Source organism: Paenibacillus kribbensis, assembly GCF_002240415.1.
GTDB classification, from domain to species: Bacteria; Bacillota; Bacilli; order Paenibacillales; family Paenibacillaceae; genus Paenibacillus; species Paenibacillus kribbensis.
Genome location: NZ_CP020028.1, coordinates 414,532 through 430,394, shown reverse-complemented (window position 1 = coordinate 430,394; position 15,863 = coordinate 414,532). Strand labels below are relative to the sequence as shown.

Here is a 15,863-nt window from a genome sequence, read left to right as displayed (position 1 = left end):
CTTTTTTTGCTGTACCGTTTTACTTTATCCGCATTTTGCATAATCTGATTCCCAACGCTCGGAAGCGCAGCATATATTACGCATTAACCGTTCCATCCACAATCCATGTACACTAGGTTTTTTTTGCCTTCGTCAAGCTCGCTCTGGAAGGCTGTGGCAGATCATCCTCCAGCTCCTGACCGTGGACCTTAATACTCATAACCAAGCCGATACTAGCCATGTTAATGAGCAGCGACGTCCCCCCGTAGCTGATGAACGGGAGCGTAATCCCCGTGAGCGGCATGATGCCCAGAAACGCGCCGATATTCTCAAAAATCTGGTATAGCAGCATGGACACAATACCCACGATAAGATACGGTCCGGCTCGATCACGGCATTCCAGTGATATCAGGATCATTCGGTGAATTAAAATAAAATATAACAAGAGTAGCACCGAGGAGCCTACAAAGCCAAATTCCTCCGCTACCACTACAAAAATAGAATCCGCATACGTATAAGGAACACGCCCGGATTGTACCGAGGTTCCCTGCAGAAAGCCCTTGCCCATCATCCCGCCAGAGGCAATCGCCAGCTTGGCGTTTTTGGTATGGTAGGATGCCTTCGCGGTCGCTTTTTCCGGTACCAGCCAAGGGTCCAGACGCTCTACCCAGTGACTGCGCCCAATCCCCTTCATAAACGAATCAATCTCATCGTGAAACGAGATATAGGCTTTGAGTCCGCCGCCAACAGCAACTGCAAATATGGTAAACCCGATCAGCGCATGGGATGCCTTCACATTCCCAATCCATAGCATACCGATGACAATAACGATGTATCCGAGCGCGTTACCCAAGTCATTTTGCGCCATCACCATAGCAAAAGGAACAAAGCTCACCAGAGCGACTGGAAGTACGTCCTGAACAAAATACAGCCTGCTCTTGCGCTTTTTGATCAGCATGTACGCCAGAAAGATGATAAGAACCAGCTTGAATACCTCAGCAGGCTGAAGGTTCAAGCCACCAATTTTCAAGAAGCCCTGAGAGTTGTTAACCGTCCCGCCAAAAAAACCGAGCACGAGCAGGAATATTCCGCCTCCATATACATACAGTGCTTTTTTTATAAATATTCGAAAATCGACCACCGCTATACCCAAAATCGCCACAAAGCCTAATATATAATATCCGATCATCTTCTGGTAATCGTTGCCGTGATCCGCCAGGTTTGTAGGACCTCGACCTGCGCTGTATACCGTTATGATACTAATCGCCATGAGCAACACCAGAATAAAGATAACCGGACCATCAATTTTTTTCAATTTCTGAAGCATGATTTCCCCCTGAGCCGTTTCTCGGTCATACTCCTCTTATTCTAAAGGAAAGACTCGCAAAAAGAAAATGCAGCACTACTCCGAGACACCTAGGACATGTCGTTCAATCCCTGCAAGGTCCGGAACAATCAAAATTGTCTTCCAATGACCCGCCTGCTCCAGCAACGCGGCCACATCTCTGGCCTGTCCCATGCCCAGTTCAAAGCCGATCAGCCGGGGCGGAGCTTGAAGGAGCCCTAGCTGCTCCAGCATCGCCCGATACGGGCCAAGCCCGTCAGGGCCGCCATCCAGCGCCATGCGCGGCTCATGGTCGCGTACCTCCGGCTGCAAGCCAGCGATGTCGGCAGCCGGGATATACGGCGGATTGGACACGAGGATGTCCACCGCCGCACCCGCGAACGGCGTTAGCAGATCGCCCTCGCGGAATTCCACGGCTGCGCCGTTCGCAGCGGCATTGCTGGCCGCCATTTTCAGCGCAGCAGCGGAAATATCCCCCGCTGCTACGCGCCAGCGCGGGCGCTCAGCCGCCAGTGTCACGGCGATCGCGCCGCTGCCCGTGCCGATATCGAGCGCCTGCGGAGCGCCGTTCGGCCACAAACGATCGCCGTGCTGGAGTATGGCCTCGACGAGCAATTCCGTCTCGGGGCGCGGGATCAGCACCGACGGCGAAACTGCGAACGGGCGGCCATAAAACTCCTGCCGTCCGATAATATACTGCGCCGGCTCGCCCGCTGCTTTGCGGGCTATGGCCTCTTCCCACATCTCTTTGCCAGAGACAGGGAATGGATCAGCCAGCGCAGCATAGAAGGCCGTGCCCTCCAGCCCAAGCACATGCTCCAGCAACAGGCGGGCGTTATGCTGTGGCTCCAATACGCCACAGCCTCCTAAAAAAGAAGAAGCCTCAACTAAGGCTTCTCTGATACTTATACTCCGATCCGGCGACATTCGATATGCACGATCACGTTCGTGTCCCAAGGCTTAAACCTCTTGTTCCATCAAATCAGCCTGCTCCGCAATCGTGAGTGCCGATACGATCTCTTCAATCTCTCCGTTCATCACCTGATCCAGCTTGTGCATAGTCAAGCCAATCCGGTGATCTGTTACACGGCTTTGCGGGAAGTTGTAGGTACGAATGCGCTCACTGCGATCCCCGGTACCTACTTTGCTCTTGCGCTCGCCTGCATATTTGGCTTCCTCTTCCTGACGCATCATATCCGAAATGCGGGCGCGCAAAACCTGCAACGCCTTCTCCTTGTTGGAGTTCTGGGATTTGCCGTCCTGGCAGGTCGCCACAATGCCTGTTGGCATATGCGTCACACGCACGGCGGATTTTGTCGTATTGACAGACTGACCGCCCGCACCGCTGGAGCAGAAAGTATCCACACGGATATCCTTGTCTAAAATTTCGATATCCACTTCCTCTGCCTCAGGCATTACGGACACCGTGGAGGTAGACGTATGAATACGTCCGCCAGATTCCGTCGTCGGAATCCGCTGTACGCGGTGTGCGCCGCTTTCGAATTTCATTTTGCTGTATGCGCCGCGTCCGTTAATCATGAAAATAACCTCTTTAAAACCACCAAGGTCATTCATGTTCGCATCCATCAGCTCTACACGCCAGCCTTGGGTATCTGCATAACGGGTGTACATCCGGTACAAGTCCGCTGCAAACAGTGCGGCTTCGTCACCACCCGCAGCACCACGAATTTCGATAATAACGTTCTTATCATCGTTCGGGTCCTTTGGAAGCAGCAAAATACGGATTTTCTCGTCCAACTCCCGTTTACGAGCACTCAGTTCTTCAATCTCCATTTTGACCATTTCACGCATCTCGTCGTCCAGCTTTTCACCCTGCATGACTTTAGCAGCGTCCAGCTCTTCAACGACAGTTTTATATTCGGTATATGCTTCATAAGCAGGCTGTAAATCAGACTGTTCTTTGGAATAATCTCTAAGTTTCTTGCTATCGTTCGCCACATCCGGATCGCAGAGCAGTTCGCTCAGTTTATCGTAGCGGTCCGCCAATGATTGCAATCGGTCCAACAAGCGATTCACCTCTTCAGTTAAATTAATATGAACCAGCATCAAATTCACTGGCTACAGCTCTTTATTATAACAACTAATCAGTTAATTAGCTACTATAAATACTTGCTAATTTGGGATTTTTGCAAAACTCCGCAAATCCATTGGAGTCGGATGCACAAAATCCTGAATAAACTGAATGCAAATTTTCAACCAAGAAAAGAAATGCGAAATCAAATAAAAAGCCGCCGCCCTTGACAGGCAGCGACTACGTAATTAAGTACATGCAGGAAACACATATACAATTACCTAATTTGTTTGTATATCAACACCGAATGCTATACGCTGAAATGCATACTAAACATTAAAGCGGAAATGCATAACGTCTCCGTCCTGTACCACATATTCCTTGCCTTCCAAACGAAGCTGACCACGTTCCTTGGCCCCGTTCATAGACCCGGCAGCGACCAAATCATCGTAGGATACAACCTCGGCGCGAATAAATCCGCGTTCAAAATCCGAATGGATGACGCCCGCAGCGCCTGGTGCCTTCGTTCCTTTGTGAATGGTCCATGCGCGTACTTCCTGCACACCTGCTGTGAAGTACGTATACAGTCCCAATAAGCGGTAAGCTGCTTTGATCAGACGGTTCAGACCGGATTCAGCCAGTCCCAGCTCCTCGAGGAACATCGCCTTGTCTTCGCCTTCCAGCTCGGCAATTTCAGACTCTACTTTGGCACTGATCGGTACCACTTCAGCATTTTCCGCCACTGCAAATTCACGTACCTTTTGCACATATGGATTGCTGTCAGCTTCCGTTACACCATCTTCACTGACATTAGCCGCGTACAGTACAGGCTTCATCGTGAGCAAATGAAGGTCGCGTACAATGAGACGATCTTCGTCCGACAATTCTACGCTACGCGCAGGTTTGTCAGCATACAGCGATTCCTTGATCCGTTCCAGTACTTCAACCTCTTGGGCGTATTGCTTGTTGCCGCCCTTCATGTTTTTGCGGGAACGTTCAATACGCTTGTCTACACTTTCGATATCCGCCAGAATCAATTCCAGATTAATAGTCTGAATGTCGCTGATCGGGTCAATTTTGCCGTCCACATGAGTAATATTCTCATCTTCAAAGCAGCGCACCACATGAACAATTGCATCCACTTCACGAATATGCGCCAAAAACTTGTTACCCAAACCCTCGCCTTTGCTGGCACCACGTACAAGTCCTGCAATATCAACAAATTCAAAAGCCGTCGGCACCGTTTTGTTCGGTACGACCAGCTCCGTCAGCTTATCCAGCCGCTCGTCCGGTACTTCAACGACCCCTACATTAGGATCAATTGTACAAAATGGATAATTTGCGGATTCCGCCCCCGCCTGCGTTATTGCGTTAAACAGTGTTGACTTCCCCACGTTCGGCAAGCCCACGATCCCCGCTTTTAAAGCCATAATCAGAACAACTCCCGTTTATATAAAATATGCGTTATACCATCTGTTAGTTTACCAACCTACATTATATAGGAGAACCTATACATGCGGCAAGCATACAGCTGTGGAATTAGGATTTTGCTGCATCCCTATTTAAATTTCTTTGCTCATCTGGATATCCGTAACCCGATAACCCGACTTGCGATATACATGCAAAGCTCGCTCATTATGCCCGAATACGTGCAGACCGATGCGAACCGCGCCCAGCTTGCGGGCTTCCTGTTCCAACGCCCCCATCGTCAACGTACCCAGACCTCGCCCCTGATACGAATCGTAAACGAGGATATCCAGCAAAAAAGCTTCTTTGCCTTGCGTACCTTCTGTAATGTTGAACCAGATATATCCCGCTTCCTCCGGGTTCTGACCCGCACCACCTGAATATTCAAGCATGTACAAGTGAGCATGGGGTGTATCCAGTCTTTGCGGCAAATATGTTGCAAAGCTTTCCTTTGCCCGTTCCGGCGCTTCTTCTACCGTCCACGTGCCTGCCTGGATTTTCTCCTCCGCGTAATCCGCGAGCGAGCGCTGCTCAAAGCGTTCATACTGCTCTGCGTTCATAGGAACCAATCTGATAAATCCACTCATCCATTCGCCTTCTTTCTTAGTCTGGTCGTGTCTTTAAGACCTTCAATCCCAGCTGCTCCGATGCCAAACATGACTGTACGCAATTCCAGCTCCACCTGCTCTAATCGGGCTTCCAAAGCCTCGCTGGAGGCGACCGCCGAGCCAAGCAGAGAACGTCCGAAGCCTGCCATGTCAGCGCCCAAAGCAAGCGCCTTGGCGGCATCGACACCGTCTCTCAATCCACCGCTGCCGATCAGAGCACCATGGGGCTGAGCGGCTTTGACTTCTACGATGCAATCTGCGGTGGAGTTCCCCCAATCCGCAAACGCTTCCGCCGCCGCACGGCGTACAGGATCGGGATTGCGGAATTTTTCCACCTGGCTCCAGCTTGTCCCGCCCGCGCCAGCGACATCAATAAAAGCTGCACCCGCATCATATAGTCTGGAGGCCGTCTCGCCATCAATGCCCCAGCCTACTTCCTTGACTCCTACAGGCACTGAAAGCTGACGACACAGCTCCTCGATACGGCCAAGCAGACCACTGAAATCTAAATTCCCTTCGGGCTGGAAAATCTCCTGCAATCCGTTCAAATGCAGTACCAGCATGTCAGCTCCGGCAATTTCCACAGCACGACGACAATCGTCCACACCAAATCCGTAGTTTAGCTGTACCGCCCCCAGATTGGCGAAAATCGGTATACTAGGCGCTAGACGGCGAACCGCAAAGGTTGAAGCCAATTCTTCTCTTTCTACCGCAGCCCGTACCGAACCTACGCCCAACGCCCAGCCGCGCTTCTCAGCCGTCTCTGCCAATCGCTCATTAATCACTCCCGTCTCAGCGCTGCCGCCTGTCATGGAGCTTATGAGCAGCGGTGTGCGCACAGTGCGCCCCAGAAAGGCAGTATTCAGACACACATCGTCAAAATGCAGCTCAGGCAGTGCGCAGTGCTTAAAGGCATACCGCTCCAGTCCACTGGTGATGCCTTGCCCCGCCACATCTTCTTGCAGACAAAGACGGACGTGTTCCATCTTCCGTTCACCTGTCCGCGCGGCAGGCAACAAGGATCCAGTCCTGCCGGAACCGTCAGGTGGTCCTTTTTTATGCTCTGCATTACTCATCTATATTTCACCTCATCCAAGTCGCTCTGTTTATCGGTATCGGGGCCATGAAGCACAAATAAGACCGTTCCCGAACACGGTAACCGATCTATTTATCGTCTCCTATTTCAGAGCCTTTAAAAACGTCAATTTAAGATATCTTCATTGTATCATGGATGGAAAAATATATACATCACAAGATATAGGCCATCTTGCCTCAATTCATCCCTTCAGTGAGTCAGGTACAGGCGTAATGTTATCTGGTTGTTCCTTTGTACGACCTTGGCCAAGCTTGAATACCAGAATGCCACCGATAATGACCAGTACTCCGATCAGCTTGTTGAAAGTGAACGGAATCTTTTCCAGTCCCAGCCACCCCAGCGAATCCCACAACAAAGCAGTACCTAATTGTGCCGTCAATACAACCGAGATTGCATAGGTTGGGGCAAGCCGCTTCATCCCTTGTACCAGACAAAACACGACGCCGACACCAATCATTCCACTGAACCAGTACCACAGCTGCATATGCTGCAACGTAAATGTATTTTTCCCTTCAAAAATAAGACTTCCGAGCAGAGAAGCCAGAAAGCCTGTGCCCAGCACCAATGTGGTTGTAGCCCATGAACCTGTCCGCTCATTCACCTTGTTGTTGAATATCGTTTGCAAACTGACCAAAGCACCCGCAATGATCGCCAGTACAATCCCTAATAACATGATTTCATCTCTCCCCTGATAATCCTTTGGTTTATAAAGACTCGTAAATATTCTGGCCTGCCAGCTCGCTTAAACCTTGTCTGTCCCGAATGACAATGTAGCCTTTTGTCCGCTCAACCCATCCCTCAATCATCTTGCGTATGACACGGTTAAGATGCCTGTAGCTGGTTCCGATCAGATTGGCCACATCTACCAGACTGGATACCCGTAATTCCTCATGAAAGGCGGAATCAGATTCCTCAAAAGAAACGGATAGCAGGTAGCTCGCCAGCCTGACTTCGACGGGGTACATGAGATTAAAATTGGAAAAGTCGGAGTCCAGGCAAAACTTTCGTGTGACAACATCCAGTAAAAATTGCAGTAAAGGGGCATAGTCTCTTCCGTATTTATGCATCCATTGATGGTGGATACCGATCACATAGATCGGAGACACTGCCTCTACCGTGTTGATTACGTGACTACTGCGAATATATTCAACATCTCCAATGACTTCGATTGGTTTTTTGAAGCAGAGGATCAGGTTTTTGCCTTCTGTAGAGCTGGTATAAATCTTGACCTTGCCCTGTACCAATATGTACAGATGTTCAATGGTATCCCCCTGTGAACAAAGCTTTTCCCCTTGTTCCAAACGATGCAACGATAAATGAGGACGCAGTGGCTCATAAAGTATGGATTCCAGCTGATGCAGGTGCAAAAAATGTTGCAGTTGCTCCTGGTCCTGAATTTCTCTCATTCCTAAGCTCACCTTCAATTCTGCGTTCTGGACTTTTTCAACGAATAACGAATGAAGTTCTAGTTAGAGCTTCAAAATAATCACACCCGCGATCATCATGCCAATGCCTATAAATTGCGGCAGCTTCATCTTTTGCTTCACTAGACCGAACCATCCCCTGATATCTGCCAGGAAGGTTAAACACAGCTGGGAAATCAACAGAGTCGAAATCGTGAACGTTACCCCGATATGCTGAATAGCCGTAACTTCACTGAATATAATAATAGCTGCAAATGCGCCACCCCAAAGATACATCGGCTTTACCTGTTTCATTTCGGCCACATGTCCGTCCCGTGTAACCATCCAGACCAAGGCAGCCAAAATAAAGCCAGTTAATTGAGTAACCGTAGCTGCCTGCCATGTACCGATATCATGACTGATTCGTGTATTCGCCACCCCTTGCAGCGTAATGCAAGCGCCTCCTAGAAAAGCAAACAAAATTCCTCTCATCAATCGTTATTCTCCCCATGTAAATGACGTTTTTATATATTAAAGTATAGGGCAGACTTCCAATAAAGGACATATGTCCTTAATCATTTGGAAAACGAATTGTGGGTGGCCGCTCCAGCGGACAGCAAGCTGACCCGACAGGTTGCGGCCTATTTTGATAAGCTATGGAATAACCAAGGGGCAGAATACAGTCTGGATCTGGCGGCTTACGAGGATCATTCAACCTTTTGGAAAAACATCTTATACTGGCATGCTCCCCTCACCTACAAGAGTGGTGAAAGCAACCGGGCAAGTGATTCCATCAAGCGTTTGAACAGACGCTTTTTCATAAATTCCTCGCGCACAATTAGGCTGGCAGAATTCAAGTCCCGTTCGTAATCCTTCACCATCTGCTGTACACTGCGCGTTTGGATCAACAGGGCATTGACTTCAAAGTTCAAATGAAAGCTGCGCATATCCATATTGGCTGTTCCAATGGTCGCAACCTCTCCGTCAACAATGAGCAGCTTGGAGTGAAGAAACCCTTTTTCATATTCATATACCTTAACCCCTACCTCCAGCAGCGATTGGAAGTATGAATGGGACGCGAGAAACGGCAGCCACTTATCCGGTTTCGCAGGAAACAGAATGCGCACATCCAGACCGGATAGAGCAGCCATCCGCAGTGCAGTCAGAATATCCTCGTCCGGGATGAAATAAGGAGTGGCGATCCAGACAGACTTACGAGCGGACGTGATCATGGAGAAAAACAGATTTTTGAGCGTTCTCCGCTCATTATCCGGGCCGCTGGCAATGATCTGCACGCCTCCGTCCGTAATCGGTTCAATATTGGGAGACAGATATTCCTTATCCAGCACCGATTCGCCTGTCATATGAAGCCAGTCCTGCAAAAATATAAGCTGCAGCGTCCGCACAGCCTCACCCTTCACAATCATGTGCGTGTCACGCCAGAAGCCGTAGGCCTTATTGCGACTAAGGTACTCATCCCCTACATTCAGACCGCCAATCAATCCGATATTGCCGTCAATGACCACGATTTTACGGTGATTGCGGTAATTTACCCGGCTGGAGAAGAATAAAATCCGCGCGCCGCCGTAAGCAACGACCTCTATTCCCGCATCTCTCATCTCCTTCAAAAATGCCTTCGACAACTGAATGCTGCCCACCGCATCATACATAAACCGAACCTTGACGCCTGCTTTCGCCTTTTCGATCAAAATTTTCTGAATGCTGGTACCGATATCATCCGAACGGAAAATGTAATATTCCATATGGATATGATGCTGCGCCTTACGCAGCTCTTCCAGCAGCGTGGAGAAGGTTTCATCTCCATTGTTCAGAATTTGAGTTTCTGTTGCAAAATAAATCGGGGAGCGGGCCAGTCTGCGAGTCAAACGCATCAACTGCTGCTGCTCATCTGTAAAGCAGGTCAGATCACGCTTGACGTGCATGGCATCCTTTTCAATCCGCTCGTAGGCCTGCTGGTCACGCAATGCCTTTTTGTCATACTTGCGGCGTTTGAAAACATTTTGCCCAAACAAAAAATAAAGAGGAAGTCCAACAACTGGCAGCAAAGCCAGCAGCAAAATCCATGACATCGTAGTGGAAGGATTGCGATTCTCCGAAAAAATAATCAGACTGATAGAGATAACCGTCAGGGTAGAAAAGATACTGATGACAGTCCCTTCATTTGTGCCGATGGAATTAAACAAGCCAAAATAATAAAAAATAAACACTAAAACCGCGATCAACACGGCCAGCAAACTTCGCCTCATAGCCAACCTCACTTCCAGTGGACTGCATTTGACAGGTATTCTTCATTATATTGTACATGAGCCCCTTATTTCTTCCCACTTTTTTATTAAAGTTGATGATAAAAAATGAATCTGGAAAAAAGCAAAGCATAAGAAGAGCTTGTAAAATCCTTACAAATGAAAGGATACGGGGTTGACACTCATTTTTTTTCGTGCAAGAATAAACTAACGAACGTTAGGTAGGTGAAAATAATGGGGATGGAAGACATTCGAAAGGCTGCTCTTTTCCAATTCGCCACCATTGGGTATGAGGGAGCATCCTTGAGCAGTATTGCCGGTGAGGTCGGTATTCGAAAACCGTCTATATATGCGCATTTTCAAGGCAAGGAGGATCTGTTTCTACAAGTGGCGAGGTACGCTTTTCAAGAGCAGAATTTACGTATTTTCGAATACTTTACAGAACGCATGGATCAGTCGCTGGAGCATACACTGCATGACTTCCTGTTTTGGATGGGACAGGAATATGAGAACAACAACACCGCCAAGTTTATGCTTCGCTTTTCCTTCTTTCCGCCTGTATCTTTGTATAACGAGGTTCTGGATATTGTTAATCCTTTTCTGGACAAAATGGAGCGAAAATTGACCCGCCGCATCCGGAATACGCGGGATCGGGAACCCTTTGGACATATGGAGCCAGTGGATGTGGCTTTAGCCTACATGACACTGGTGGACGGAATCATGGTGGAGCTGCTGTACAGTGGAAGCATCAACTACCACCGGAGACTGAACGCTGCGTGGCCTATTTTTTGGCGTGGGATTACGTTAATTCCACCTCATGAAGCATGAAGAAGCAGAGAGGAGAACGTTCATCATGAACCGCAGTTGGATTTATGTTTTTGTCGGCGGCCTGATTGAGGTCGTATGGGTATCGGGTCTGAAGCACGCCGATTCTGTACTCGCCTGGATGATAACCGTGCTGGCGATCGCGGCCAGCTTTTATTTGATTATTAAGGCTGCCAACCGCCTGCCTGTAGGCACCGTGTATGCCGTATTCACCGGACTGGGCACAGGCGGGACCGTTGTAGGTGAAATGCTGATATTCGGGGAACCGTTTCAATGGTCCAAAACGCTGTTAATCGCACTTTTGCTGGCAGGTGTCATTGGCCTGAAATTAGTGACTGACCGCGATACTCAGAAAGGAAGTGACGCATAATGGCTTGGCTTGCATTGGTTATGGCGGGATGTTCGGAAGTATTCGGAGTCATTGGCATGAAGGGAATTACGGTTGGCAAGGGGTGGAAGGCTTTCATGCTGATGGTCTTATCCTTTGTTCTCAGCTTCTCGTTACTCAGTTACGCGATGAAGAGCTTGCCTATGGGAACTTCTTATGCGGTATGGACAGGCATCGGAACGGTAGGCAGCACGATTACAGGCATGTTTTTGTACGGTGAGCAAAAAAGCGTACTGCGCGTCCTGTTCATCGCCATGATTCTTGCCGCAGCTTTGGGATTAAAGCTGATTTCGTAAAGGAGTGATGCCTTGTGATTACGACCGTAACGCTTAACGCGGCTGTAGACAAAATCTACACCGTTGCAGGCTTCGGCTTGAATGCCGTCCACCGCATCGAAGGCGGTCTGACGGTGCCGGGCGGCAAGGGCGTAAATGCCGCCCGCGTCATTCGCACGCTGGGCGAGCCTGTGCGGGCGACCGGATTTGTCGCCGGGCACACCGGACGGCTGCTCACCGACGGGCTGAGCGCGGAAGGCGTGAGCGTCGATTTCATCGAAGCCGCTCACGGGGAAACCCGTCTCGCCATTACCGTGCTCGACCCGTCTGCGCACACGCAGACCGAGCTTATTGAGAGCGGCCCGACCATCGGACCGCTGGAGCTGGCCGCGCTGCGGCGCAAAATCACGACCCTTGCCGCAGACTCGGCTTGGGTCGTGTTCTCGGGCAGCCTGCCTCCCGGCTGCCCGCCAGATCTGTACGCCGAGCTGTGCACGCTGGCGAAGGCACGCGGCGCGCGGGTGGCGCTGGACGCGAGCGGCGAAGCGCTGCGCCTGGGGCTGCGCGGAAAGCCCGACCTCGTGAAGCCCAACGAGGTCGAGGCCGCCCACTTCGCCGGCATCGACGCCACGCGCCCGGATGCCGCTGAAGCGGCGGCAGCGCAGCTGCTTGAGGCCGGAGCGCAGCTGGCCGTCATTTCGCTCGGCGCACGCGGGGCGCTGGCCGTGACGCGCGATGCGCGCTACCGCGTGCGCCTGCCACACGCGGACATCGTCAGCGCGCTCGGCAGCGGTGACGCCATGGTCGCCGGGCTGGTCACCGGCGCGGCGGCGGGACTGGAGCTCCCTGCCATGCTGCGGCAGGGAGCGGCCTGCGGTACGGCGGCAGCTTTGCACGCCATGGCCGGCAGGATTGAGCTCCAGGACGTGAAACGTCTGGAGCAAGGCATTACGGTGACGCTGTTGTAAAGCAGCGTCACTTTTTTTATTCCATTTGAATATTCTCCTGGTTACGGCTCGAATATACTTTATCCCCAATGTGCTGTTCTCTGACGAGCTTACAGCAAAACCCTGTTTTCCAGTATATTTTTCATGCAGATATGTGATTTCGAAGGGCCCAGCTTGACCAGTGAATCCTGAAACTCTGCAATTTCCTCTACCAACGCAGTTTGTATCTTGATGAGATAATTAAACTCCCCACTGATACGAAACAAATCGGTAACTTCCTTCGCTTCTTCACAAAAATCAACCAGCTCTTGGCAATGCTCTGTCTTTAATAAGATAAAAGTAGTGGTCCCTCGATCCAGTTCCCGTAGATTAAATACAGCACTATATCCGGAGATGACCCCTTTCTCCTCAAGCTTGACCATTCTTTCTTTAACGGACGGTTGAGACATGGAAATTTCTTTACTGATCTGGGAAATAGATATCCGGGCATCATGCTGAAGCAACTGCATTATTTTGTGGTCTATATCGTCTAAATGATGCTGCATATCAAGCACCTCCTGATCCAATTTTAGAAAAGTAATATTTTTCAGCCATATCACCTTTTATTTAATCAATAATCAAGCTTAATTTCCTCACTTTTTATATGTAAAAGATGAAATATCATCTATATACTAAGGTTAACCTACATATAAGGAGAGATTTCAACATGAGTGTAATGGGACTAGCGCATGTGGCGATTCAAGCCATCGATTACCAGACAACCATAGCGTTTTATACCGAAGTATTAGGGTTTAAAAGAGGGCATTCCTGGAGCCTGCCATCCTTTCAAATCCAAGAGGCCTCTATGCTTATTTCACCTGATCAGAGAACCTGCCTCGAAATTTTTGACAACGACGCAGTCATTCCTGCCCAAGGGAAAAAGGCTGCTTCCGAGGAAGAGATTGCTCACGGCGCTTTATTACATCTGGCCTTTTACGTAGACAACGTGGATGAAATATATCAGCGGGCCCTCGATCACGGAGCAAGAGTCTTTGTGGAACCTGGTCAACTCACGCTTGGCGAACCTCCTCTGGTTGTCAAAAATGCATTGGTTCACAGCCCCAATGGTGAGGTTATTGAATTTATCGAGGATGTTAATTTTGACATGTCCTTATCGAACAAGAAATAATCAACGTAGTCCGATATTCCGATATATTGATTACCATGTTATCTATAAGGAGTAGATTATCATTTCAATTGATTTTAATGTGTATTGGTTTCATTTTAGCTCCGATCTGCTGATGCCGTTGTTCAGCTTGCTTGGGCTGCTGCTCATCTATTTTGGATTCAGAACTATCCGTCGCCATCGCTATCGTAAACGCCATTGGATTCGTACCAAGGGGCAAATCGTCGATGCGCATATTGAAGTTGACGTAGATGTCGTTCCCTTTGATCGTGATGATCCGGTAGATACCAGCTACACTCGCCAATTAAAAGTACGTTTCTATACGACTTCAGGCCAAGCTGTGGAATTCTGGAATCCTTATAGCACCAATCTAAGCTTCAACCGGGTTGGCAGCAAGATCAATGTACTATACAATCCTGCAAACCCTCGGGACGCCAGAATTGCTGGCGGTGTAAATGGGGCAGGCTGTCTTGCCTTCTCGCTGTTCTTGATCGGTATTCCCTTCGCTTTGAGCGGGGCATTCGTGATATTGAAGTTTTTCTTCTAATAAGGTTTGGATCACATACCGGTGATAAAATTGATTGCCATATAAATAGCCAGTCCTAAAATAATCAGTGCCGATATTTTATTGAGCACCGTGCCAAACCTTCCTTCTGAATCCATACGTCCTACGAGACGCCCGGCCATGGCCAAACCGATAAACCATATCCACGATACCGACACGGCGGCCAGGCCGAAGGCCCAGCGTTCCACACCGTCATATTGAAGTGAGCTGGTTCCAATTACGCCAACGGTGTCGAGTATGGCATGCGGATTCAGTAAGGATACCGAAGCGGCAAAAATCATCTGCCGTTTTGGAAGCATAGGCTGGCTTTCTCCCGAAGAAGCTGCCTTTGATCTCCAAAGGGTCCAGGCCATATATAGCAAAAACAAACAGCCTGCCGCATAGAGCACATTCGTGAGCCATAGAAACCGCTGCAATACAAGGGAAACACCCCCAACCGCAAGCGCGATCAGGATTGTATCACAGACACCTGCCGTAATGACAGCAGGCAGTGCATTGCGAAACCGCGACTGTGACGCCCCCTGATTAAACACAAATACATTTTGCACTCCCAAAGGCAAAATCAGCCCCAGTGCCAATAAAACGGCATGGATAATAGCTCCCAGCATATTATGTACTCCCCCAAAAATCATTATATATCTTCTCTCTCATCTTCCACTATTCCCTTCCTGTCCTTGGTAAGATCATCGTTCTGGATTTCCTCGGTTTTCCGGGTTCCCCCTATTTTCTGTTTTTGGCATGGCTGGTACGTCTTGTATACCCTCCAATTGTTTCACGGTAAGCTGGTAGTCCTGGGGATAGTTCATGTTGAACACAGCTTGCTTCCACATGTCTAAGCTCGCCCCCGGCCATTCGCCCGCTCTCTCATAACGAACGTTCAAGGAATTCAGCCAGTCGATCAGGCGAAGACGGCCACTTCGCAGACATTGTTCGGCAGACGGCAGCGCACTTCGATGATATAAGCCCAGCAACGGATGTATACGTCCATCCACAGAGGCGATCACCGCCTGTAATGCGGGTTCCGTTGGCTGGGGTGACAAGTTATTTCCAGCCAGTAATCCTTGCTCTCCTTGCACTTGTTGCTTCCTTTGCTCACTGGCTGCCTCTTGCGCCGCTGCCCAGTTCGTTGCATGAGCAAGTAGAGCATGCAATACCTCTGGCTGCACAAAGGGCATATCACAGGCTACTACGATCCCCCATTCCGTTTTGGAAGCAGAAAGTCCTGCATGAATGCCGCTCAAAGGACCCAAGCCGGGATACAGGTCTGCCGTCGTTTCCAACCCCAGTCCCCTATACTGCTCTGTATCTCGGGTCACTGCAATAACCCGTCCCGCTACTTGTCCTAGCACTTCAGCTATTCTCTCCAGCACCGTAACTCCTCCGAGCTGGAGCAGTGCCTTGTCCTGTCCCATTCTGCTGGAGCGTCCGCCTGCCACGATAATTCCAGTCACCTCCACCATCACCATCACACCTCCTTTTTCTTAGACAAAATCTATCTTTAAAC

Annotated in this window: 19 protein-coding genes; 6 read left to right on the top strand and 13 right to left on the bottom strand. The window is 49.6% G+C overall.

From position 1 onward, the window contains the following. Nucleotides 1-112: 112 nt before the first annotated feature. The 10 genes from B4V02_RS01915 to cls form a co-directional block, all read right to left on the bottom strand. Nucleotides 113-1,306: an FtsW/RodA/SpoVE family cell cycle protein gene (locus B4V02_RS01915; RefSeq protein ID WP_094153576.1), complete on the bottom strand. Its 1,194-nt coding sequence runs from the start codon at nt 1,304-1,306 to the stop codon at nt 113-115. 75 nt (nt 1,307-1,381) lie between these two features. Beyond that, nucleotides 1,382-2,281, bottom strand: a complete 900-nt coding sequence (prmC, locus tag B4V02_RS01910) for a peptide chain release factor N(5)-glutamine methyltransferase (RefSeq protein ID WP_094153575.1) — start codon at nt 2,279-2,281, stop codon at nt 1,382-1,384. Nucleotides 2,282-2,284: 3 nt separating this feature from the next. Further along, nucleotides 2,285-3,352, bottom strand: coding sequence for a peptide chain release factor 1 (prfA, locus tag B4V02_RS01905; RefSeq protein ID WP_043891363.1), 1,068 nt, complete (start codon nt 3,350-3,352; stop codon nt 2,285-2,287). Between the two features lie 333 nt (nt 3,353-3,685). After that, the gene (gene ychF, locus B4V02_RS01900; protein ID WP_007432768.1) at nt 3,686-4,786 is read right to left on the bottom strand and encodes a redox-regulated ATPase YchF; all 1,101 of its coding nucleotides are present in this window, start codon (nt 4,784-4,786) and stop codon (nt 3,686-3,688) included. A 132-nt stretch (nt 4,787-4,918) separates the two neighbouring features. Then, entirely contained in the window at nt 4,919-5,410 is a 492-nt protein-coding gene (locus tag B4V02_RS01895) for a GNAT family N-acetyltransferase (protein WP_094153574.1), read from the bottom strand. After that, nucleotides 5,407-6,507 (bottom strand): type 2 isopentenyl-diphosphate Delta-isomerase, encoded by a 1,101-nt coding sequence (gene fni, locus B4V02_RS01890; RefSeq protein WP_094153573.1) that lies wholly within the window; start codon nt 6,505-6,507, stop codon nt 5,407-5,409. Before fni ends, B4V02_RS01895 begins: the two co-directional genes overlap by 4 nt. 201 nt (nt 6,508-6,708) lie before the next feature. Next, entirely contained in the window at nt 6,709-7,200 is a 492-nt protein-coding gene (locus tag B4V02_RS01885; RefSeq protein WP_007432771.1) for a DMT family transporter, read from the bottom strand. A gap of 31 nt (nt 7,201-7,231) precedes the next feature. Further along, nucleotides 7,232-7,933 carry a Crp/Fnr family transcriptional regulator gene (locus tag B4V02_RS01880; RefSeq protein ID WP_094153572.1) on the bottom strand — a complete coding sequence of 234 codons (702 nt, stop codon included), beginning with the start codon at nt 7,931-7,933 and terminating at the stop codon, nt 7,232-7,234. A gap of 63 nt (nt 7,934-7,996) precedes the next feature. Beyond that, entirely contained in the window at nt 7,997-8,422 is a 426-nt protein-coding gene (locus tag B4V02_RS01875) for a DMT family transporter (RefSeq protein ID WP_094153571.1), read from the bottom strand. Nucleotides 8,423-8,685: 263 nt separating this feature from the next. Continuing rightward, nucleotides 8,686-10,197: a cardiolipin synthase gene (gene cls / locus B4V02_RS01870; RefSeq protein ID WP_094153570.1), complete on the bottom strand. Its 1,512-nt coding sequence runs from the start codon at nt 10,195-10,197 to the stop codon at nt 8,686-8,688. A gap of 231 nt (nt 10,198-10,428) precedes the next feature. Here cls and B4V02_RS01865 point away from each other — a divergent pair, with 231 nt between their 5' ends. Genes B4V02_RS01865 through B4V02_RS01850 form a run of 4 tightly spaced genes read left to right on the top strand, consistent with a single transcriptional unit; the run spans nt 10,429 to nt 12,650 of the window. After that, entirely contained in the window at nt 10,429-11,022 is a 594-nt protein-coding gene (locus tag B4V02_RS01865; RefSeq protein WP_094153569.1) for a TetR/AcrR family transcriptional regulator, read from the top strand. 25 nt (nt 11,023-11,047) lie between these two features. Beyond that, a complete protein-coding gene (locus B4V02_RS01860) occupies nt 11,048-11,389 on the top strand; it encodes a DMT family transporter (RefSeq protein WP_094153568.1) in 342 nt (113 codons plus the stop codon). Beyond that, the gene (locus B4V02_RS01855; protein ID WP_007432777.1) at nt 11,389-11,703 is read left to right on the top strand and encodes a DMT family transporter; all 315 of its coding nucleotides are present in this window, start codon (nt 11,389-11,391) and stop codon (nt 11,701-11,703) included. Before B4V02_RS01860 ends, B4V02_RS01855 begins: the two co-directional genes overlap by 1 nt. 14 nt (nt 11,704-11,717) lie before the next feature. After that, entirely contained in the window at nt 11,718-12,650 is a 933-nt protein-coding gene (locus tag B4V02_RS01850; protein ID WP_094153567.1) for a 1-phosphofructokinase family hexose kinase, read from the top strand. A gap of 89 nt (nt 12,651-12,739) precedes the next feature. On the opposite strand, the gene B4V02_RS01845 is transcribed toward B4V02_RS01850, so the two are convergent. Continuing rightward, nucleotides 12,740-13,174 (bottom strand): Lrp/AsnC family transcriptional regulator, encoded by a 435-nt coding sequence (locus tag B4V02_RS01845; RefSeq protein ID WP_094153566.1) that lies wholly within the window; start codon nt 13,172-13,174, stop codon nt 12,740-12,742. 161 nt (nt 13,175-13,335) lie between these two features. On the opposite strand from B4V02_RS01845, the gene B4V02_RS01840 reads away from it, so the two are divergent. Together B4V02_RS01840 and B4V02_RS01835 are read left to right on the top strand one after the other, a co-directional pair. Then, nucleotides 13,336-13,797: a VOC family protein gene (locus tag B4V02_RS01840; RefSeq protein WP_094153565.1), complete on the top strand. Its 462-nt coding sequence runs from the start codon at nt 13,336-13,338 to the stop codon at nt 13,795-13,797. Nucleotides 13,798-13,876: 79 nt separating this feature from the next. Next, on the top strand, nt 13,877-14,341 hold the full coding sequence (locus tag B4V02_RS01835) for a DUF3592 domain-containing protein (RefSeq protein WP_094153564.1): 465 nt from the start codon (nt 13,877-13,879) through the stop codon (nt 14,339-14,341). Between the two features lie 11 nt (nt 14,342-14,352). Here the strand turns inward: B4V02_RS01835 and B4V02_RS01830 are convergent, their stop codons facing one another. Then, entirely contained in the window at nt 14,353-14,967 is a 615-nt protein-coding gene (locus B4V02_RS01830) for a LysE/ArgO family amino acid transporter (protein WP_094156922.1), read from the bottom strand. Between the two features lie 75 nt (nt 14,968-15,042). Further along, the gene (mobA, locus tag B4V02_RS01825) at nt 15,043-15,819 is read right to left on the bottom strand and encodes a molybdenum cofactor guanylyltransferase (RefSeq protein ID WP_007432783.1); all 777 of its coding nucleotides are present in this window, start codon (nt 15,817-15,819) and stop codon (nt 15,043-15,045) included. Nucleotides 15,820-15,863 lie beyond the last annotated feature (44 nt).